Genomic DNA, 19,865 nt, shown 5'->3' on the forward strand with positions numbered 1-19,865 from the left:
CCCCGGCCTTGTCCTTGGCGTCGATTCCGGCTAGTTGACGACAGCGCCCTGCCCCGACACCCAAACTTCCTTCAGGAACCGTCGCCGAACAGCATTTATGGAGATTGTCGTCAACATCTCCGACATGAAGGTCACCAACCGCGCCAGGGACGTCCTCGTCACCCATGCCCTTGGGTCGTGCCTGGGCCTTGCCGCCTACGATCCCGTCGCCGGCGTGGCCGGGCTCATCCATTGCCTGCTGCCCTTGGCCAGGGACGTCAAGGCGCCGATCAAAAATCCCTTCATGTACGTCAACACCGGCGTACCCCAGATGATACGGGCCATGTACGGGCGCGGCGCGACCCGGGACAACCTGGTGCTCAAAGCCGCCGGCTGCGGCCGCATGATGCACATCTCCAACCAGTTCGACACCGGGGCCAGCAATGTAGCGGCGCTTAAAAAGCTGTTGCAGGTCAACGACATGCGCCTTTCGGCCGAGGACGTGGGCGGCACCATTCCGCGAACCATGCGCCTTTTCGCGGACACGGGCCGGATCGTGATCTCATCGTGCGGGAGGTCCTGGGAATTATGAGCCGTCGCGAGGAAATCCTTCAAAAGGCCATGGCCATCCCCAACATGCCCATGCCGGTGCAAAAGGTCTTGGCCTACATCGGCAACCCCGACGCCGACCTGCGCCAGTTGGCCAAGATCATCGAATTCGACCCGGGGCTGACGGTCAATGTCCTGCGCATGGCCAATTCCTCATTTTTCGGCGGCGGCGCCAAGGTCTCCACGGTCAAGGAAGCGCTCATGCGCCTGGGCCTTGGGCGTCTCTACCAACTTGTCATCGCCTCGGGCGTGGCTCCCATGGCCCGCTACGCCATCAAGGGCTACGGTCTGCGTCCCGGGGAACTCCTGGAACATTCCGTGGCCGTGGCCGTGGCCTCCGAGACCCTGGCCCGCGAACTGGGCGTAGGTGCCCCGCCCTATACGTTTACCGCCGGCCTGCTCGTCAATATCGGCAAGACCATCATGGGTTCTTTTCTGGAAGTCGATGCCGCGCCCATCCTGACCCTGGCCCACGAACAGCAAATTTCCTTCGAGCAGGCCGAGGAGCTCATCCTTGGCATCAACCATGCCGAACTCGGCGCGCTGTTGCTCGAAAAGTGGGGCATCCCCACGCCCATCGTCAATGTGGTGCGCTATCGCCTGCGCCCCGACGAGAGTCCCGAACCCGATCTCGCCCTGGATCTTGTGCATGTGGGCGACGTCATCGCCAAAATGACCGGCATCGGCATGGGCATCGACGGCTTGCAATACGCGCCGTCCGAAGCCGCCTTCGCCCGCCTGGATGTCTCGCCGCAACAGATGGAAAACGTCATGGTCGCCATCCTTGAGCAGATCGCCGAGGTCCGCGACATCCTCATGGAAAACACGTTGTAAGCAGGAGTTGCATGACTCGATCCGCCCATTCCCTGCGCACCCGCGATCTTGGCTACGCCCAGCGCGTCTGCGTGGCCAAAGCCGGCAAGCTCATGATGCAGACCGGCCAGCTTGCTCCCCGAGCCCGGGTGGGTCTGGCCGTGTCCGGCGGCGTCGACAGCCTGGTCATGCTGGCCGTCATGGCCATCCGCCGGCGCATCGTCCCTTTTCCCGTGGAACTGCTGCTGCTGCACGTAAACCCCGGCTTCGACCCGCACAACCATGCCCCCCTTGCCGAATTGTGCGCCGACCTGGGCGTTCCCGCCCACATTGAAGTCACGGACTTTGGCCCGCGCGCCTTTTCCGAGGAAAACAAGAAGAATTCACCGTGTTTCTACTGCGCCTGGCTGCGCCGCAAACGGCTGTTCGATCTGTGCGCCCGCTACAACCTGAGCCATCTGGCTTTCGGCCACAACGCCGACGACCTGGCCGCAACGTTTTTCCTCAATCTCTTCCAGAACGGCCGGGTGGACGGCCTGTCCGGCCGGGAATCGTTTTTCGGCGGCCGCCTGACGGTCATCCGGCCGCTGCTCCTCGTGGACAAGCCCACCATCGTCCGGGCGGCCAAGGCCTGGGAACTGCCGGTTTTTGCCAACCCCTGCCCCATGGCCGGCAAATCCATGCGCCACGAGGCCGAGACCTGGGTCCGCACCATCTGCGCCGGCGGCAAGAAGCGCGGGGTTAACCTCCATCATGCTCTGGGCCGTTGGCAACTCGGCAAGGACGCCCTGCCCGACCCTGAAACGGCCCCGGACGCGGCCGGCGAGGCGTAGCAGGCAGCATGTTTCGCCATTACCAGCTCGTCATCTTCCGTGACCACCACGGCGCATATCGCAAGCTGCGCTTTCGGGGCTGGCTTTTCGCGCTGATGCTCCTGGCCCTGGCGGCGTTGGTGGCCGGCGACGTTTATCTTGTGAAATATTATTATAATTATAAACGGATGGAGCGCGAGCTGGCCGAATGGGAGGCCCGGGGCCAGGACCAGAACGCCCAGCTCGTCAGCCTGTCCGACAAGGTCAAGGCCCTGGAGACCGACCTGGCCCGCATCCGCGGGTTCGACGCCAAACTGCGGCGCATGGTCAACCTCGATCAGGAGCCCCGGGACGTGTCGCCGGAGGGCGAGGTAAAGGACTTCGACAAGAAGTACCTGCCACTGTACCGCCAGGAAATGCTTGGCCGAAAACTCCACCAGTTCCTGGGCGAGCTGCGCGATCAGACCGCCCTGGAACTGGCCCGGCAGCAGGAACTGGCGACCCTGGTCGAAACCGCTGGCGTGCGCCTGACCGCCCTGCCGACCAGTTGGCCCGTGGCCGGCTGGATCGCCGCCCCTTTTGGCGAACGGGTGTCGCCCTTTACCGGCAAGAAGGAATTCCACAAAGGCATGGACATCGCCGCTCCCGTGGGCACGGAAGTAAAGGCCCCGGGCGAGGGCACGGTCGCCTTCGCCGGCGAGACCGACGATGGCGGCTTTACCGTGGTCATCGACCATCAAGGCGGCCTGTCCGCCTCTTTCGGCCATATGCGCGACGTGCTCGTGACCAAGGGCCAGGCCGTGGCCAAGGGGCAAATCATCGGCCATGTGGGCGACTCCGGCCAGGCCAGCGGGCCGCATCTGCACTACGAAACCCGTCTCTACGGCGTGCCGGTCAACCCCATGCGCTACATCCTGGAGTAGCGGCCGGAACTTGGTCCGGCTTTTGCTAACCCCCCGCCATGGACCTGTTCCATTTCAACCCGGCCACGGTCTTCAGTTTTCTGCTGACCTTCATGCGCTTAAGCGTCGTGGTCTTCATGCTGCCCTTTTACGGGGCCACGCTCATTCCCAACGTCGTCAAGGCCTCGTTTTGCCTGGTGTTGTCCATGGCCCTGTGGCCGCGCCTGGCTTTTGTCGGCACGGCTTTGCCAGCCAGCCCCTGGACCATCGGGCTCATGTTTCTCGGCGAAGTGCTCATCGGGCTTATACTCGACATTCTGGTGCGCCTGCTGTTTTCCGCCGCCCAGGCCGCCGGCGCCATCATGGGCTTCTCCATGGGTTTTTCCCTCATGAACAGCGTCGATCCCATGACCGGCGCATCGGAATCGGGTCTGGGGCACCTCATGAGCCAGGTGGCCACCATGCTCTTTTTGTGCTTGAACGGTCATCTCTTTCTGCTCTCCGCCCTGGCCCAGAGCTTCGAAATGGTGCCGCCGGGAGGGCTGCTCATCAACGCCGCCGTGGGCGAACACCTCATTGTCTTCACTGGTCAGCTGTTCGTCATGGCCATCAAGATTGCCGCGCCCATCCTGGCCTCCATCTTTCTCGTCGATCTGGCCCTGGCCCTGGTGGCCCGGGCCGCGCCCCAGATGAACGTGCTTTTTATCGGCTTTCCCCTCAAAGTCAGCGTGGGTTTTTTGTTCATGACCATGGTCTTCGCGGCCATGACCGTTGTCATCGAGAATTTCCTGCTCGACCTCGAACCCATGTTCCGGCTGGTGCTCAAGGCCTCAAGCTGACGCCGCAAAGGGGCCGCCATGGCCAGAGATCCCAGTAAAACAGAAAAAGCCACCCCAAAACGGGAAAGCAAAGCCCGTGAAAAGGGGTCGGTGCCGCGCAGTCAGGAACTGCCCAAGCTCACCGTCCTCGTGGCCGGCCTTCTCACCGTGCGCTTCACCATAGGAACCATCAACGAACAGATGCAGGAGATCTACCGCACCTTTCTGGGCGGCCGCCTGGACTTTGGCGGCACGACCGACGACGTAGCGGCGCTGATGTGGAGCCTTTCGGCCAAGCTGGCCATCATGCTCCTGCCCCTGCTCCTGGTCATGGCCGTGGTCGCCTTCGTCACCCAGCGCCTCCAGGTCGGCGAGGTTTGGCGACCCAAGATATTCGAACCAGACTTCAGCAACATCCTTAATCCCCTGCAAGGTCTCCAACGGATGCTCATCAGCACCCAAACCATCGTGAATCTGGCCAAACAAACGGCCATGGCCTTCGCCATTTCCTTGGTGCCGTATCTGATCCTTCGCAAGCGGTTCAACGAATTCCTGCCGCTGTTCTATCAGAGCGTAGACAACATTGCGCTGTTTCTTTTGGATAATGGCTTTGACATGGTGCTTTACACCTTGTTGCCCATGTTTGTCATCGCCATTCTGGATGTCTGGTACACGCGCTGGGATTATGCCGAAAACCTGAAAATGACCAAAGATGAAGTCAAGGACGAGTACAAGCAATCTTTTGGCGACCCTCATGTCAAACAGCAACAAAAGCGCAAGATGATGGAAGTCATGCAGCGTCGAATGCTTCAGGACGTGCCAAAGGCTGACGTTGTCATCACCAACCCGACCCATATTGCTTGCGCCCTGCGCTACAACCCCATGGAATCGCCCGCCCCCATGCTCCTGGCCAAGGGGGCCGACTTCATGGCCGAGAAGATCAAGGACATCGCCAAGGAGCACAAGGTGCCCATCCGCGAGAACAAGCCCTTGGCACAGGCCTTGTATAAGAACGTGGAAATCGGCCAGGTCATCCCCGAGGATCTCTACCAGGCGGTCGCCTCGATCCTGGCCCAACTCGACAAGTTCCGGCGTTTCAACCGTCCTCGCTGAGGCGGCGGCGGGCCGAAAAGGGTGTCAAAATCATGGCGAAAGCTGCCCAAACACCGGTCCAGTTCAATTACGAACGGTTCACCAAGCAAGGCGACATCATGTTGGCCGCCGGCGTGGTGGTCATTTTGTTCGTCATGCTGGTCCCTATCCCGCCGGCCTTTATCGACCTCATGCTCACCTTCTCCATCTCCATAAGCCTGGTGGTTCTGGTCACGAGCATGTTCATGGGCTCGCCGCTGGAATTTTCCATCTACCCGACCCTGCTCCTGGTCACCACCCTGCTGCGCCTGTCCATGAACGTGGCCTCAACCCGCCTCATCCTGCTGCACGGCGACGAAGGTCCCTCGGCGGCCGGACACGTCATCCAGGCCTTTGGCCAGTTCGTGGTCGGCGGCAACTACGTGGTCGGCTGCGTCATCTTTTTGGTCCTTTTCGCCATCAATAAAAAGGTCATCGTGGCCGGCACCACCCGCATCGCCGAGGTGGCCGCCCGGTTCACCCTCGACGCCATGCCCGGCAAGCAGATGGCCATTGAAGCCGACCTCAACGCTGGCCTTATCAACGAAAAGCAGGCCACCGAACGCCGCGACGCCATCCGCAAGGAGGCCGACTTCTATGGCGCCATGGACGGCGCGGGCAAGTTCGTCTCCGGAGACGTCACCGCCACCATCATCATTACGGCCATCAACATCTTCGGCGGCTTTTTCATCGGCGTGATGCAAAAGGGCATGAACTGGAAGGACGCCGCCCAGACCTACACCCTTTTAACCATCGGCGACGGTCTGGTCTCCATCATCCCGTCCATCATCATCTCCACCTCGGCCGGCCTCATCGTCTCCCGGGCCGCCGCCGAAGCCAAGATGGGCGAAGAATTCATGGCCCAGCTGACCTTCCACCCGCGCGCCCTGCGGCTGGTTTCAGGGATGCTGTTCCTGTTCGCCATCGTGCCCGGGTTGCCGACCTTCCCCTTCTTGGCCATGGCCGTCCTGCTCTTCGTGGTGGCCCGGCTGTCCGGCCAGCAGCAGGAGATGCTCCAGGGACAGGCCGCCGAACAGGAGAAAAAGCCGGCCCCGGAACTCGAAACTCCGGAAGAAGTACAGACCCTGCTGCCGCTGGACGCCCTGGAACTCGAAGTCGGGTACGGGCTCATCCCCCTGGTCGACGAGGAGCAAAACGGCAATCTGCTGGCCCGCATCCGCTCCATCCGCCGCCAGTTCGCCCTGGATATGGGCGTGGTCATCCCCTCGCTGCACCTGCGCGACAATCTCCAGCTGCGCCCCGGCCAGTACGTGGTGCTCATCAAGGGCAACGAGGTGGCCTCGGCCGAGATCCTCATCGACCACTACCTGGCCATGGACCCGGGCGACGCCAAGCACCGCATCCAGGGCGTGGAAACACGGGAACCGGCCTTCAACCTGCCGGCCCTGTGGGTGCCCGAACTCCACAAGGAAGAAGCCATGCTGGCCGGCTACACCGTGGTCGATCCGGCCACGGTCATCGCCACCCATTTGACGGAGGTCTTCAAGCGCCACCTGCACGAGTTCCTGGGCCGCCAGGAAGTGCAAACCCTGCTCGAAACCCTGTCCAAGCGCGCGCCGAAAGTCGTGGAAGAACTGGTGCCCGGAGCCATGAACCTTGGCGGCGTGCAAAAGGTGCTGCAAAACCTCGTACGCGAAGGCGTGTCCATCCGCGACCTGCTGACCGTGGCCGAAACCATGGCCGACTACGCCGGCTCGGTCAAAGACCCGGACCAGCTCACGGAATACGTCCGCTCCCGCATGGGCCGCACCATCGTGAAGCCCTATCTCACCGGCGAAGGGGCCTTGCCCATCATGACGCTGGCCCCCAAGGTCGAAGGCGCGGTGCAGGAAAGCGTGCGCCAGACCGACCACGGGGCCTACCTGGCCATGGAGCCGGGCTTGGCCCAGCGCATCATCCAGGCCATCCAGAAGGCCATGGACAAGGCCATGCTTGGCGACGGTCAGCCGGTGCTTCTCACCTCGCCCCTGGTGCGGCCGCATCTGGCCCAGCTGCTGTCCCGCTTCATCCCCAATCTGCCGGTCATCTCCCAGGCCGAGATTCCGGCCGAGATCAAGCTGCAATCCATTGCCAACATAGGACTGACCAATGCGGGTTAAGACCTTTCGCGGCGAAAACATGGCGGCCGCCCTCGCCATGATCCGCCAGGAACTCGGCAAGGACGCCGTGATCCTTGGCACCCAGAGCGTACGCGAGGACGGCAAGTCCCTGTGCGAGGTCATGGCCGCCCTGGAATATCCGGACAAGGAAACGCCGCCGCGCAAGGCTCCGGCCGTGCCGGCCAAAGCTGCCGCGCCCAAGGGACGTCCCGGCAACGGCGTCGCCCCCAAGCCCGGCGCCAAGGCCGCGTTCAAAACCGCAGCCGCCACCATGCCGACCTCCCCGCAGCCGGCCGACTGGAACCGGGAATGGACTGAGATCAAGGGCCACCTGCTGGCGCTTATGCGCCCCCGCCTGGACCTGTCCTCCCTGACCCCGCGCCAGCGCCTGGCCCTGGAATACCTGGAGCGCGAAGGCGTGGACGAAGCCACCATTTTGGCGCTGTACCGCTCCATCGTGGAACGCGGCGAAGACGCCGTTATTCCGGCCCTGTCGCGCCTGGTCGCCGTCAAACCGCTGACGCCGGCGCTGTGGCCGGCCACCGCCCATATGTTCATTGGCCCAAGCGGCGTGGGCAAGACCACCATCCTGCTGCGTCTGGCCCTGGACGCCAAACGGCGGGCCAAGGACGGCCCGGTGACCGTGGTCAACGCCGACGCCGGACGCGGCAAGGGCCGGCTGATGCTGCGCCACTACGCCGAGCTGTCCGGCCTGACCTACGCCGAAGCCGACGGCCCGGAAGCCTTTGGCCGGTTCCTGGACGGCGCGGCCAAGGGCGAGGCGGTCTTTATCGACACGCCAAGCCTCACTCACGGCGGCGGCCCCGAAACCTGGCTGGCCCAGTGGGGTCTGGCCGGACGCGACCAGCTGGCCGCCCATCTGGTGCTGTCTCCCACCTATTCCAGCGCCCAGTCCGAGCACTATCTTCGCCTGGCGCGCTGCGAGCATCTTGCCAGCATCATCTGGACGAAGCTCGACGAAGCCTGTAACTACGGAAGCCTTGTCAATATGGCCCACGCCTCCGGCCTGCCGGTCTCGGCCCTGACCTATGGGCCGGAACTGACCAGCGGCATGGCGGCGGCCTCGGGCAAGGCGCTCTGGAAACTGCTGTTCAAACGCCAGCTGCCCGGCCAATACCCGGACGCCGACGCCGCAGCCTGAGGACGACCCATGTCTGACCGCATATCCTCCGCCCGCCCGCCCGCCGGCCCCGGCCCGGAACTGCCCCTTGTCCTATCCGTGACCTCGGGCAAGGGCGGCGTGGGCAAAACCAACCTGTCCGTCAATCTGGCCTACTGTCTGTCCAAGATGGGCCGCAAGGTGGTGCTGCTCGACGCCGATCTGGGGCTGGCCAACGTGGACATTCTTTTGGGGCTGGCCCCCAAGATGAACCTGTTCCACCTTTTCCACGAAGGCGTGGAACTGCGCCAAGTGCTTGTGGAGACGCCCTTTGGCTTTTCCATCCTGCCGGCGTCCTCGGGGGTAAGCGACATGCTGGCCCTGTCCACCGGGCAAAAGCTCGACCTGCTGGAGGCCATGGACTACCTTGAAGGCAAGATCAATTATTTGATTGTGGACACGGGCGCGGGAATCAATGATAATGTCATATATTTCAATCTGGCCGCCCGCGAGCGTCTGCTGGTGCTGACCACCGAGCCGACCTCGCTGACCGACGCTTACGCCCTTATCAAGGTCATGCACTTAAACCACGACGTGCACCGCTTCCGGGTCGTGGTGAACATGGCCCCGAGCGTCAAGGCGGCCAAGGCGGTTTTTGCCAAGCTCTACGCCGCCTGCGACCATTTTCTTTCGGGCATCTCCCTGGACTTCACGGGGTATGTGCCCGTCGATGCGGCCGTCAAAAACGCGGTCATCCGGCAAAAACCATTTTGCCACTTGACCCCGGACTCGCCGGCCGCCAAAAAGGTTATGGATCTGGCTCATGTGATCGACTCCTGGGAAGTGGATGCCAAGCTCGATGGAAACATCAAATTCTTCTGGAAAAAGCTCCTCTTCCAGGAACAGCCCCTGGCTTAAGCTCGAGTCCGGGGCGTTTCGATGGGATGATTTTGATGCGCGCGATCGGCAGGAGATCGTGCGCCATTACTCGCCCAAGATCAAAATCGTGGCCAGCCGCCTGCGGGCCAAGCTGCCGCCGTCGGTGGAGCTCAACGAACTCATCAGCGCCGGGGCCATGGGCCTGCTGGAAGCGCTGGGCCGGTTTCGGCCCGAACTCGGCATCAAGTTCGAGACCTATGCCGAGTCGCGCATCAAAGGGGCCATGCTCGACGATCTGCGGCGCATGGACTGGTTCTCAAGGGGCCAGCGCCAGCGGGTGCGCACCCTGGAAGAAGCCAGCCGGCGCATCGAAAACGATTCCGGCGGGCCGGCCAGCCTGGAACAACTAGCCGAGGCCACGGGGCTGACCGAGCGCGAAGTGTCCATGGGCCTGGAAGCGCTGCAAAACCAGCTGTGCCTGAGCCTTGACGCCATCACCGAGAACATCTCCTCATACCAGAAGAACCAGCTTGAAAACGAACCGTATAAATCGGCGGAATTCAAGGAACTCGTCGACAAGCTTGCATCGCTCATCGATGATTTGACTCCCCGGGAAAAGCTGGTATTATCACTCTATTACGGTGAGGAATTGAACATGCGGGAGACTTCGGAAGTCATGGGCATCACCGAAGGCCGCGTCTCCCAGCTGCATTCCCAGGCCCTGGCCCGACTGCGGCAGAAGTTCAAGTCCCAGTACAACATTGAGCAGCATTGACGACACCCTGGGCACGCCGAGGCGGCCGCGTCCAACCGGCCAAGGGCCGGAGCAAGCGGATGCTCCAAGGCGACGAGTGAAGCGAGCGAGACAAGGAGACGAGCCATGGCCGCCAATAAGGAAATGCGCATTCTGGTCGTAGACGACTTCTCCACCATGCGCCGAATCATCAAAAACATCCTGCGCCAGTTGGGCTTCAACAACATCCTGGAGGCCGACGACGGCAGCACGGCCTGGGAAACGCTCAACAAGGACAAGATCGACTTCATCATCTCCGACTGGAACATGCCCAAGATGCCCGGCATCGAACTGTTGCGCAAGGTGCGGGGCAGCGAAGAGTTCGCCAACCTCCCCTTCCTCATGGTCACGGCCGAAGCCCAGCAGGAGAACATCATCGAGGCTGTCCAGGCCAAGGTGTCCAACTACATCGTCAAGCCCTTCACCGCCGAGACCCTCGGCCAGAAGATCGACAAGATATTCGACAAATAGCCTTTCCGGCCATCAGGGCGGCCGTTTGCTCCGGGCAGACGGCCGCCGCCACGCCTGCTCCCCGGCGTGCCGCCCGCGCCCGTGCCCGTCAGGGCCGTGACGACGCCATGCGGCGTCCCCTTCCCGCCGTTCGGTTGACGAGGCCCGACCATGGTTGACGACGACAGCCTCGACGCGCCCATAAAAGCCAAACTGGACGACTCGGAACTCTCCGACGATCTCCCCAAGGCGTTGCAAAAGGTCGATCTCGACCTTGACGACGCCCCATTCCTCGAAGACGAACCCGAAGAGACGCCGCCGCCCGCCGAAGAAGCCGGTCCGGGCGATGCCGCAGTCTCGGAAGAGCCGTCCAAACCCAAAAGCAAGAAAAAACTCTTTATCCTTATCGGGCTTATTGTGTTGCTCCTGGGCGGCGGCGCGGCGGCCTATTTCCTGTTGCTCAAAAAACCGGCCGCGCCGCCTCCCCCGCCGCCTGTGGAAGCGCCCCACGAGGAAGAACTGCCCCCACCGCCTCCGCCGCCCCCGCCGCCGGAACCGCCCGCGCCCAAGCCGGAAATCGTCCTGACCATGGACCCTTTCCTGGTCGAACTGCCGGACAAGGCCGGCCGCAGCCGTTTTCTGTCCATCCGTTTCTCGGCGGCCACCACCGAACACGCCGCCGAGCTCGAATTCAAGCGCAACCGCATTGTGGTGCGCGACGCCGTGTATTATTATCTCAAAAACAAGAGCCTGGAGTTCTTGACGGACAAGAACAGCACCGAGGCCCTCAAAAAGGACGTGCTGTCGGTCATCAACCAGTTCATCGGCCCCCAAGCCCTGGATAACCTGATTATCGAGGACTATCTGGTGAAATGAGATGCCCATCGATCTGACCAACGTCATTCAAGCCATGCCCTATGTGCAAAACGTGGCCCACGCCGAACTGGTGAGCCCCGAGGCCCAGCTCGCGGCTTCCCAGGCCCTGACTCAGCAAGCCCTGGCCGAGCAGAGCAAGCAGACCCAGCGCATTGAGAAGCAGGACGAAATGGATTCCGTGCGCGACGAGGATAAGCGGCGGGGGGCCGGCCAGCCGCGCCAGCGCCGGGCCAAGGCGGCCCAGCCCGAGCCGGACGAGAAAGCGACCCAGGCCAGCAACCCCACGCCCTTTGCCGGCCACATCATCAATATGAAGGTGTAAGGCGCGCCTAGGGGCGATGCCTGGTCACGACATGGCGTACTGGTCCCGGGCGCCGGCCGACAGGCTGACCGGCCAGCGTGAGGCCGACGCCCCAACCGGACAACCCACTGCGAGAAAGTCTTTTTCCTAACGTTTTGCCCCGGACCCCACCACCCATGAACGGCTTTTCCACCCTGGTCATCTTTCTCACGGTCAGCGAACTGGCCTTGCTGCTTTTAGTCGTGCTCTTTTTCTCGCGCCTGCGCCGGTCCGAAGAGTTGCTGGCCCGGCTGCAAAAAAACCAGGACGCGCTGCTCAAAAAGCTCGACTTCAACGCCAAGCTCGAACAGGAGCTGGTGGGGAGTTTCCAGCGGCGGCAAGCCGAGCTGACCGATCTGGACCAGAAGCTGGAAGAGCGCAGCCGACAGCTGGAAAAGCTCGTGCGCAAGGCCGAGGAATTCACCCGCTCCCCGGATTTCCTGCGCCAAGTCATCGTCAACGGCGCGCGCCGGGGCCAGTCGCCCCAGGCCCTGGCCAAGGCCACGGGGCTGTCGCTGGATGAAGTGGAATTGATTTTGACGCGCCAGGGCTAGGGCTTTAACTCCCGCCCCTTGAGCGGCGCGTTGTCATGCACCTTGGCGTCCTTGGGCGGGGTGAAGGCGAACAGGCTGTCCGACAATTTGGGATCAGCCACGATCCTGTCCAGCTTCAAATCGTTGGTGTTGGCGTAGAAATCCTGAATATAGATCCGCACGATCATGTCGGTGGTGGTGTCCACCCAGACCTTGGCCATGACCAGCCCGGGCTCGGGTTCGCGGGGGACAAGCAGCAGCGCCGCCTCATTGGGGCCGGCTTCGTCCTTGGCCGCCGAGACCACGAAATCCTCGGTCAGATTGGCCTTGCCGGTCAGAAACCGCAGCATGGTCTTGGAGTTGATGATCTCCTCCACGGCGTAGCGGTAGGCTTCCTTGTCTTCCTCGAAATAGTCCCACACGGCGTCCTTGCCGACAATGAGCAACTCCTTTTCGGGCTTCACCGTCTCCCAGCGCACCAGCGTCGGCTTTTTAAAGACAAAAGACCCCGAGCGTTGCTCGGTTTCGCCGCTGGCCGCATTGCGGATGGCCTGGCTGAACTCGGCGGAAAAGGCGGTCAGGGCCGCGTATTTCTTCTGGATACGCCCGGCCAGCTGGGCCGGGTCGGCGGTCTGGGCGGCCTGGGCCGTCTGGGCCAGGCCCAGGATCAAGGTGAGGATAAGGAGAATATGCCGCATGGCGTTGCTCGCTTTGCCGCCCGGACGGGCCTTGGCGGCGGATGCCGGCGCGTGAAACGGTCTTTTACCGCGTCTGACGGACCGGGCGTGGAACAGGTTGGACGTGGGGAACGCTGCCTGGCGGCCCGCCGGCGCACGGCCGACGGGAGCGCCTGTTATTCCTTGGTTTTGATGACCGAACGGGGCTTGCTGCCTTCCTGGGGGCCGAGCAGCCCGTCGCGCTCCATCTGCTCGATGAACCGGGCGGCCCGGTTGAAGCCGATGCGGAAGCGCCGCTGAATAAGCGAAATGGAAGCCTTGCCCTGCTCCATGACAAAGTCCACGGCTTGCGGATAGACGGCATCGGAAGTGACCTCGTCGCCGCCTTCGCCGATGAAGTCGCCGCCCCCGCCGCCGTCGCCGCCCTTTTGCCATTCGGCGAAATCGAGCTTGTAGCTGGGCTTGGCCCGGCTCTTCCAGAACTCCACCACCGCAGCCGTCTCCTCGTCCGAGACAAAGGCTCCGTGCATGCGCACGGTCTTGCCGCCGCTGGGCTTAAACAGCATGTCGCCCCGGCCAAGCAAATACTCCGCGCCCACGGCGTCGAGGATGGTGCGCGAGTCGTGCTTGCTGGTCACCTGAAACGAGATGCGGGTGGGGAAGTTGGCCTTGATAAGCCCCGTGACCACGTCGACGCTGGGCCGCTGGGTGGCCAGGATGAGGTGGATGCCGGCGGCCCGGGCCAGCTGGGCCAGGCGCACGATGCTCACTTCCACTTCCTTGGCCGCCGTCATCATGAGATCGGCCAGCTCGTCGATAACGATGACGAGATAGGGCAGCGGTTCCAGGTCAATGAGCTCCGGGTCGCGGGCGTCGCCGAGTTTGGCGAGCTTTTCGTTGTAGCCGGCGATGTTGCGAACGCCGAGCAGCGCCATGGCCTCGTAGCGCCGGTCCATCTCGGCCACGGCCCAGTCCAGGGCCGACTTGGCCATGGCCGTCTCGGTGACCACCGGATGCACCAGATGGGGCAGATCGTTGTAGACCGAAAGCTCGATGCGCTTGGGATCGACGAGCAGCAGTTTCACCTCGTCGGGCGTGGCCTTATAGAGGATGGAGAGCAGGATGCCGTTGATGCACACGCTCTTGCCGCTGCCGGTGGCGCCGGCCACGAGCAGATGCGGCATCCGGGCCAGATCGGCCACATGGGGCCGGCCCTGGATGTCCTTGCCGATGGCCAGGGTCAGGCGCGATTCCGAGGCCCGGAAGGCGTCGGCGTCCAGGACGTCGCGAAAGTAGACGGTCTGGCGCTTGGCGTTGGGAATCTCCACGCCCACGGTGTCCTTGCCGGGTATCGGATCAATGCGCACGGCCAGGGCCTTCATGGCCAGGGCGAGGTCCACGGACAGCCCGACAATGCGGCTGATTTTGACGCCCGGAGCGGGCTTGACCTCGAACATGGTGACCACGGGGCCTGGCGCCACCCGCATGACCTCGCCCTGGATGCCGAAGTCGTTTAAGCAGCTGATGAGGCTGGCCGCCTGGGCGCGGCAAATTTCCGGATCGACCGGCATGGCCTCCACGGCCGAGGGCGTGGAGAGCAGGGCCAAAGGCGGCAGCTCGTGGGCGGCCGAAGCGGCGGCCCGGCCGGCGCTCTTGGCCTGCTTGGCGGTCATGGCCGGCGGCGGGGTCGTGGGCGCGAAAAGCGGCTCGGCCGGCTCGGAAGCCTTGGCCGGAGACGGGACAGGCGGCACGACCGGGGCCGGTTCGGCGACCGCTTTGGCCGGCTCCTTGGCGGGCGGCGCGCCGGTCACCTGCTCCACCACGGCGTCCAGGAACCGGTCCACGGCCTCCTCGGACGCGTCATCGGGAGCCGGCTCGGCGGCGGGCTTGGGCTTTGCCGGTTTTTCGGCCTTGGCCGGCTTGGCCGGGCGGGCGGGCTTGTCGGCCGGGGCGGCTTCAACAGCAGCCTCGGCGGCGGCCTCGCGGGCCATGGCCCGGCGCACGCGCCAGGCATCCCAGGCCTCGCCCAGGCGGCCGAACTGTTCGCCAAGGGCGGCGGCCAGGGGCCGCCAAAAATTGTCGAGGGTCAGGCCAAAGGTCAGCTGCGCCCCGGCGATGCAGCCAAAAAGGAGCAGCGAGACAACGCCGAAAACGCTCAAGTAGCGGTCGAGGAATCCGTAGAGCAAGGCCCCCAGCTGGCCCGAGCCATGGACTTGGCCAACCGTCGGGCTGCCGACGGGAGAGGCGAAAAAGATCAACAGGACTCCGGCGAAGATGGCGAGTCCGAAGCGGCGGCGCAGGGGCAGAGCCAGGCGCGGGGCCAAGCCACGCGCGCCGAGCCAAACCATGCCGATGGGGACCAGAAAGCCCCAGACGCCCAACGTCTCGGCAAGCAGTCCGCCCCAATAGGCCCCGACCAGCCCGGCCTTGTTGGCCACGCCGTGGCGGGCCGAGACGGACTGGTTGAAGCCCGGGTCGCCCGCATTGTAAGAATACAGGGCAACCGCCGTGAAGGCGGCCAGGAACAGTGCCCCCAGCCCCGCCAGTTCCCTGGTGAGGCGAAAGCTGCCGTCCCCGGCCTTGACGTCTTTATTCCCGGCCAATGTAGTCGCCCGAACGGGTGTCCACTTTGATTTTATCGCCGATGTTCACAAAAAGCGGCACGTTGACGGTGATGCCGGTTTCGAGTTGGGCCGGCTTGGTGGCGCCGCTGACGGTGTCGCCCTTGACCCCGGGTTCGGTCTCGGCAACCTGGAGCACCACCGAGGCCGGCAGGTCGATGTCCAGGGGCTGGCCCTTGTAGAGCAGCATCTTCAGTTCCATGCCGTCTTTGAGGTAGCCGCCCTTCTCGCCAAGCTGGGCCGCGCCGGCGTGCATCTGCTCGTAGCTCTCCATGTCCATGAAGACGAAGTCCTCGGCCTCGCGGTAGAGGTACTGCATATCCTTGGATTCGAGATCGGGCTTGACCATCTTTTCGCCCGAACGGAAGGTGTTTTCCACCACGCGGCCGTTGATCATATTCTTAAGCTTGGTGCGGATGAACGCGCCGCCCTTGCCGGGCTTGACGTGGAGGAAGTCCACGATTTCGTAGGGCACGCCGTCCATTTCGATCTTGAGGCCGCGACGGAAGTCGGTCGTGGAAAGCATTGTATCTCCTTAGATATAATTGGGATTCTCGGTTATTTGCCGCCACAGGGCGACCACGGCCAGGGCGTAGCTGGTGACGCCAAAGCCGGCGATGCAGCCGATGCAATTCTTGCCGATGAGGCTTTTGTGCCGCAGCGGCTCGTCGGTGCGGGCAAAAATGTTGGATATATGCACCTCGACGCAGGGGATGCCGATCCAGGCCAGGCAGTCGGCCAGGGCCAGGCTGGTGTGGGTGTAGGCTCCGGCGTTGAGCACAATGCCATCCAGGCCGTCCTTCCAGGCCTGCTCCAGCCGGTCGATGCAATGCCCTTCGCTGTTGGCCTGATGGAATTGCAGCTCCAGCCGCTCGGCCTGGGGACCAAGGATATCGGCCACCAGCTGCGACAGATCCTCGATAGTGCGGCTGCCGTAGATTTCCGGCTGGCGTACGCCGATAAAACCGAGGTTGGGGCCGTTTAAAACCAGTATTTTGACCTTGCGCATGGCTTCTTCCTTTGGCTTGCCCGGACTCCTGGCCTTGACGGACGCTTCCTGGCCGGTCACAACCCAGCCATGAACGCCAATGATCGCATACAGACGGACCTGGGCCTGACGCTTTTGTCCACGGCCTACCTTTCCAACCAGCTGCCGACCCTGGACGCGCCCCAGATCGCTCTGGCCGGCCGGTCCAACGTCGGCAAATCCACGCTGATCAACTGTCTGGCCGGGCGAAAATCCCTGGCCAAGACCAGCGCCACCCCGGGCAAGACCCGAAGCCTCAATTTCTACATGGCCGAAACCCAGGGCTATTGCCTGGTGGACCTGCCCGGCTACGGCTACGCCCGCTGCTCCAAAGAGGAGCGGGACAAATGGGCCAAACTCATCGAGGCCTATCTGGCCACCACTAAAACCCTACGGGCCGTGACGGCGCTTATTGACTGCCGCCTGCCGCCCCAGCGCCTGGACATGGAACTGGTTTCCTGGCTGCGCTCCCGGCGCATTCCGGTGCTGGTGGCCCTGACCAAGGCGGAAAAAGTGCCCCAGCGCGACCGGGAAGCCCGGAAAAAAGAGTGGCGGGAGCTTGCGCAACCCGCCTTCCCGCCCGTGGTGTTCTCCGGCAAAACCGGTCTTGGCCGGGAGGCGCTTTGCCGGGTGTTCGCCGAGGCCGCGCTTACGGCCGGGGCTCCTCCCGCTCCTTGAAAAAACCGCTTAAAAACGTGGCGTCCTTGGGGCTCAGGTTGAACTGCATGGCCGCCGCGTCAATGAGCGCGCCAACCGGCTTGCCGGTCAGTTCGCGCTGCTCGTCGATCCATGTGACGGCGCGCCGCAGCAGTTCGCCCTGGGGCATGATCGTGGCCATCTCGCCTCCTTGCTCGGGTCCAGTGCATACACGAGCCTGGGCCGGCTTGCAACTTGCCCGGCCTTTGGATAGACCCGGCCCCATATCCCGCCTTGAGGAGACACCCTTCCCATGACCGAATCCCTGGCCGCCGTGATCCTCGGCATTGTCGAGGGCGTTACCGAATTTTTGCCCGTATCCTCCACCGGCCACCTGATCCTGGTCGGCCACCTGATTGGGTTTACGGGGGAAAAAGCCGACAGTTTCGATGTCATCATCCAGCTCGGGGCCATTTTGGCCGTGGTATGCCTCTATTGGCGGCGCTTCTGGTGGCTGGTGTCGCCCAAACCCCTGCACGCTTTTTCCGGGATTCGCGGCCTTTGGCTGCTTTTTCTGACGTCGCTGCCCATGGGACTGCTCGGGCTCATCGCCCGCAAGACCGTCAAGGCGCATCTTTTCAACCCTACGAGCGTCGCCTTGGCCTTGGCCGTTGGCGCGCTCATGATCTTCTGGGTGGAGCGGCGAAAGACCCGCGACCGCTACTACAGCCTGGACGAGATGACGCCGGGCCTGGCCCTTGGCATCGGCTGCTTCCAGTGCCTGTCGCTATGGCCGGGATTTTCGCGCTCGGCGGCCACCATCATGGGTGGGATGCTCCTTGGGGCCAAGCGCAGCCTGGCGGCGGAGTATTCGTTTATCGGCGCGGTGCCGCTCATGTTCGCGGCCACGCTGTATGATTTCTACAAGAGCGCCCATCTCTTTTCCGCCGACGACCTGGGCGTGCTCGGCATCGGCTTCGTGGTGTCCTTTGTTTCGGCCCTTATTGCGGTGAAGGCGTTTATCGTGCTGGTCCAGCGGATTACGCTGCGCCCTTTTGCCTGGTACCGGCTGGCCCTGGCCGGGGCGGTGTTTTTCTTCTGGCCGAAATGAGCCGGACCGCAAAAAAATGCTTGCCAAGGAAAGCCGGTTCCGCTACATACCCGCTTCTGCGCTGCATGACGGTTTGGCGAGGTAGCTCAGATGGTTAGAGCATGCGGCTCATATCCGCAGTGTCGGGGGTTCAATTCCCTCCCTCGCTACCAATAGTTGATAGGCCCCGGGCGAAAGTCCGGGGCCTTGCTTTTTGCGATATTCCCGCCCCTTGGCCTGCTCCCGGAGACGGCAAGACACAAAGCCGTTGCGCAAAATCACCGCACCGGGGTATTGCTGGAGAAACTCCCAGGAGGGACTCCATGAAACGCGTTACGCCAATTGCCGTCTGCCTGCTCTTTTGCCTGCTGGCCCTGGCGACCGCCTGTCAGGCCGGCGCTTCCGACCCGCTGTTCATCAACCTGACCAGCGACGACGGCCACCGTTCGCTGATGGCCATCAGCTTTGGCCAAAACCAGTTGCAGCGCGGCCATCCCCTGACCGTTTACCTCAACGACAAGGCGGTGCGTATCGCCAGCAAGAAGCAAGGCGAGGCCTTCGCCGAACAGCAGGCGCTGCTCCGGCAAATCGTGGCCAAGGGCGGCACGGTGCTGGTCTGCCCCATGTGCAGCCAGAAGTACGGCGTGGCGGAGAACGAATTCCTGGACGGCTTAAAACTCACCAACCCGGACACGACCGGCGCGGCGCTGTTTGCGGACAACACCCAGACGCTCTCCTGGTAACTCGCGGCGGGCGCAGAGACACTTTTCAGCCGGGCTCCATACCCCGGCCGCTCCTGTCGCCCGCCCCAATGAGAACGCCAAGATTTTCGGACATCTATTATTATAAATTCACGATTCTCAACAGACCCACACGACGAGAACCGAAGGGTCAGCCGCCAACCGGCAGGCGTTCGCCAAGTCCGCCGCTCAGCCCTGAACCTTCATTGATGCCGGCGCTCCCCGTGGTACCAGCCGCAGCGCCTTTCTGTTCTTCTTTCATCAATTGGGCGTTGAGCGTTACCAACGTCGCTGTGAGTTGGTTTATTTCAGACGTGATGATTTTTACTTCAGGATCTTGCGAGCTATCGGCAATCTCAGACCCGGAGGCGTCTTTGCCATCAGTGTCTGTCTTGGTTTCCTGCGCAGCCTCTTTCTCCTCGCCGCTGCTTGAGCTTTTCTGCTTTGCCGTTGCAGCAGCCAAGCGCGAATTTGCTTCGTTGAGTTGCTCTTTTACTTTTTGAATTTGTTTCAATAACATCTCTCGCGTGCTCGTCGTCTCTTCCTCTTTTGCGCCTTCGTCTGTTGCCTGGACCTGGTTTGCTAGGTCGCCGCCAGAGGCCGTTTCGACTTGTTGCCGCTGCTTGTTACGAGCTGCTTCGGAAATTTCAACCGTGTCTGCGTCTTTTGCTTTTTCGCTGTCTGTTTTTCCCACCATGGCGACCGCGCCCAGGGAAACCGCTGTCTGCGACAGCTTTCTGGCTTCTTGGTAGGCTTTTGTCGGATCGCTTGCCATTGCGCTTGCTGCACCGAGCAGAGTGTCCATATTTGCTCCTTTGGGGAAACGAGCGGCAACGAGGATGCAAACCGATGCCATGCTTCCTATCGGCAAAAAATAGGACATCTTTAAATAATATATA

The 19,865-nt window shown here is 62.7% G+C and carries 23 protein-coding genes and 1 tRNA gene; 18 read left to right on the top strand and 6 right to left on the bottom strand.

All coding sequences use genetic code 11. The features are described 5' to 3' along the window. The first annotated feature begins 97 nt into the window (after nt 1–97). The 14 genes from C3Y92_RS11695 (at nt 98) to C3Y92_RS11760 (ending at nt 12,196) form a co-directional block, all read left to right on the top strand. Nucleotides 98–571 carry a chemotaxis protein CheD gene (locus tag C3Y92_RS11695; RefSeq protein WP_129352728.1) on the top strand — a complete coding sequence of 158 codons (474 nt, stop codon included), beginning with the start codon at nt 98–100 and terminating at the stop codon, nt 569–571. Beyond that, nucleotides 568–1,422, top strand: coding sequence for an HDOD domain-containing protein (locus C3Y92_RS11700; RefSeq protein WP_129352730.1), 855 nt, complete (start codon nt 568–570; stop codon nt 1,420–1,422). The genes C3Y92_RS11695 and C3Y92_RS11700 overlap by 4 nt, the downstream gene beginning before the upstream one ends. A gap of 11 nt (nt 1,423–1,433) precedes the next feature. Then, nucleotides 1,434–2,234, top strand: coding sequence for a tRNA lysidine(34) synthetase (locus C3Y92_RS11705; protein ID WP_129352732.1), 801 nt, complete (start codon nt 1,434–1,436; stop codon nt 2,232–2,234). A gap of 8 nt (nt 2,235–2,242) precedes the next feature. Then, nucleotides 2,243–3,136 carry a M23 family metallopeptidase gene (locus C3Y92_RS11710; protein ID WP_129352734.1) on the top strand — a complete coding sequence of 298 codons (894 nt, stop codon included), beginning with the start codon at nt 2,243–2,245 and terminating at the stop codon, nt 3,134–3,136. Between the two features lie 38 nt (nt 3,137–3,174). Next, on the top strand, nt 3,175–3,954 hold the full coding sequence (gene fliR / locus C3Y92_RS11715; RefSeq protein ID WP_129352736.1) for a flagellar biosynthetic protein FliR: 780 nt from the start codon (nt 3,175–3,177) through the stop codon (nt 3,952–3,954). A gap of 18 nt (nt 3,955–3,972) precedes the next feature. After that, nucleotides 3,973–5,046, top strand: a complete 1,074-nt coding sequence (flhB, locus tag C3Y92_RS11720; RefSeq protein WP_129352738.1) for a flagellar biosynthesis protein FlhB — start codon at nt 3,973–3,975, stop codon at nt 5,044–5,046. A gap of 32 nt (nt 5,047–5,078) precedes the next feature. Further along, nucleotides 5,079–7,184, top strand: coding sequence for a flagellar biosynthesis protein FlhA (gene flhA / locus C3Y92_RS11725; RefSeq protein ID WP_129352740.1), 2,106 nt, complete (start codon nt 5,079–5,081; stop codon nt 7,182–7,184). Next, nucleotides 7,174–8,346, top strand: a complete 1,173-nt coding sequence (locus C3Y92_RS11730) for a flagellar biosynthesis protein FlhF (protein WP_129352742.1) — start codon at nt 7,174–7,176, stop codon at nt 8,344–8,346. The genes flhA and C3Y92_RS11730 overlap by 11 nt, the downstream gene beginning before the upstream one ends. Before the next feature lie 9 nt (nt 8,347–8,355). Beyond that, a complete protein-coding gene (locus C3Y92_RS11735; RefSeq protein ID WP_129352744.1) occupies nt 8,356–9,222 on the top strand; it encodes a MinD/ParA family protein in 867 nt (288 codons plus the stop codon). Next, nucleotides 9,164–9,958, top strand: a complete 795-nt coding sequence (locus tag C3Y92_RS11740) for a FliA/WhiG family RNA polymerase sigma factor (RefSeq protein WP_015861063.1) — start codon at nt 9,164–9,166, stop codon at nt 9,956–9,958. The genes C3Y92_RS11735 and C3Y92_RS11740 overlap by 59 nt, the downstream gene beginning before the upstream one ends. A gap of 105 nt (nt 9,959–10,063) precedes the next feature. Then, nucleotides 10,064–10,447 (top strand): chemotaxis response regulator CheY, encoded by a 384-nt coding sequence (locus tag C3Y92_RS11745; RefSeq protein ID WP_006920023.1) that lies wholly within the window; start codon nt 10,064–10,066, stop codon nt 10,445–10,447. 150 nt (nt 10,448–10,597) lie between these two features. Then, nucleotides 10,598–11,302, top strand: a complete 705-nt coding sequence (locus C3Y92_RS11750; protein WP_129352746.1) for a flagellar basal body-associated FliL family protein — start codon at nt 10,598–10,600, stop codon at nt 11,300–11,302. Nucleotide 11,303: 1 nt separating this feature from the next. Next, nucleotides 11,304–11,624, top strand: a complete 321-nt coding sequence (locus C3Y92_RS11755; RefSeq protein WP_129352748.1) for a hypothetical protein — start codon at nt 11,304–11,306, stop codon at nt 11,622–11,624. Between the two features lie 155 nt (nt 11,625–11,779). Beyond that, on the top strand, nt 11,780–12,196 hold the full coding sequence (locus tag C3Y92_RS11760) for a hypothetical protein (RefSeq protein ID WP_129352750.1): 417 nt from the start codon (nt 11,780–11,782) through the stop codon (nt 12,194–12,196). On the opposite strand, the gene C3Y92_RS11765 is transcribed toward C3Y92_RS11760, so the two are convergent. The 4 genes from C3Y92_RS11765 to C3Y92_RS11780 form a co-directional block, all read right to left on the bottom strand. Next, a complete protein-coding gene (locus C3Y92_RS11765; protein WP_129352752.1) occupies nt 12,193–12,873 on the bottom strand; it encodes a LolA family protein in 681 nt (226 codons plus the stop codon). The two genes, C3Y92_RS11760 and C3Y92_RS11765, sit on opposite strands and share 4 nt — an antisense overlap. 155 nt (nt 12,874–13,028) lie before the next feature. Next, on the bottom strand, nt 13,029–15,455 hold the full coding sequence (locus C3Y92_RS11770; RefSeq protein ID WP_129352754.1) for a DNA translocase FtsK: 2,427 nt from the start codon (nt 15,453–15,455) through the stop codon (nt 13,029–13,031). Beyond that, a complete protein-coding gene (gene efp / locus C3Y92_RS11775; RefSeq protein WP_129352756.1) occupies nt 15,442–15,999 on the bottom strand; it encodes an elongation factor P in 558 nt (185 codons plus the stop codon). The genes C3Y92_RS11770 and efp overlap by 14 nt, the downstream gene beginning before the upstream one ends. Nucleotides 16,000–16,008: 9 nt before the next feature. Continuing rightward, complete coding sequence (locus tag C3Y92_RS11780) at nt 16,009–16,482, bottom strand: type II 3-dehydroquinate dehydratase (protein ID WP_129352758.1); 474 nt, start codon at nt 16,480–16,482, stop codon at nt 16,009–16,011. A 69-nt stretch (nt 16,483–16,551) separates the two neighbouring features. On the opposite strand from C3Y92_RS11780, the gene yihA reads away from it, so the two are divergent. Then, complete coding sequence (gene yihA, locus C3Y92_RS11785; protein WP_015861071.1) at nt 16,552–17,178, top strand: ribosome biogenesis GTP-binding protein YihA/YsxC; 627 nt, start codon at nt 16,552–16,554, stop codon at nt 17,176–17,178. Here the strand turns inward: yihA and C3Y92_RS11790 are convergent. Further along, nucleotides 17,150–17,338 (bottom strand): hypothetical protein, encoded by a 189-nt coding sequence (locus C3Y92_RS11790; protein WP_129352760.1) that lies wholly within the window; start codon nt 17,336–17,338, stop codon nt 17,150–17,152. The genes yihA and C3Y92_RS11790 overlap by 29 nt on opposite strands. Nucleotides 17,339–17,449: 111 nt before the next feature. Between C3Y92_RS11790 and C3Y92_RS11795 the strand changes: the two genes are divergently transcribed. The 3 genes from C3Y92_RS11795 (at nt 17,450) to C3Y92_RS11805 (ending at nt 18,969) form a co-directional block, all read left to right on the top strand. After that, complete coding sequence (locus C3Y92_RS11795; RefSeq protein ID WP_129352762.1) at nt 17,450–18,247, top strand: undecaprenyl-diphosphate phosphatase; 798 nt, start codon at nt 17,450–17,452, stop codon at nt 18,245–18,247. Nucleotides 18,248–18,322: 75 nt separating this feature from the next. After that, nucleotides 18,323–18,399 (top strand) — tRNA-Met (locus C3Y92_RS11800). A 150-nt stretch (nt 18,400–18,549) separates the two neighbouring features. Further along, nucleotides 18,550–18,969 (top strand): DsrE family protein, encoded by a 420-nt coding sequence (locus tag C3Y92_RS11805; RefSeq protein WP_129352764.1) that lies wholly within the window; start codon nt 18,550–18,552, stop codon nt 18,967–18,969. 148 nt (nt 18,970–19,117) lie between these two features. Here C3Y92_RS11805 and C3Y92_RS11810 read toward each other — a convergent pair whose 3' ends face one another. Next, a complete protein-coding gene (locus C3Y92_RS11810) occupies nt 19,118–19,771 on the bottom strand; it encodes a hypothetical protein (protein ID WP_129352766.1) in 654 nt (217 codons plus the stop codon). Nucleotides 19,772–19,865 lie beyond the last annotated feature (94 nt).

Source organism: Solidesulfovibrio carbinolicus, from assembly GCF_004135975.1.
In the GTDB taxonomy this organism is placed as follows: domain Bacteria; phylum Desulfobacterota; class Desulfovibrionia; order Desulfovibrionales; family Desulfovibrionaceae; genus Solidesulfovibrio; species Solidesulfovibrio carbinolicus.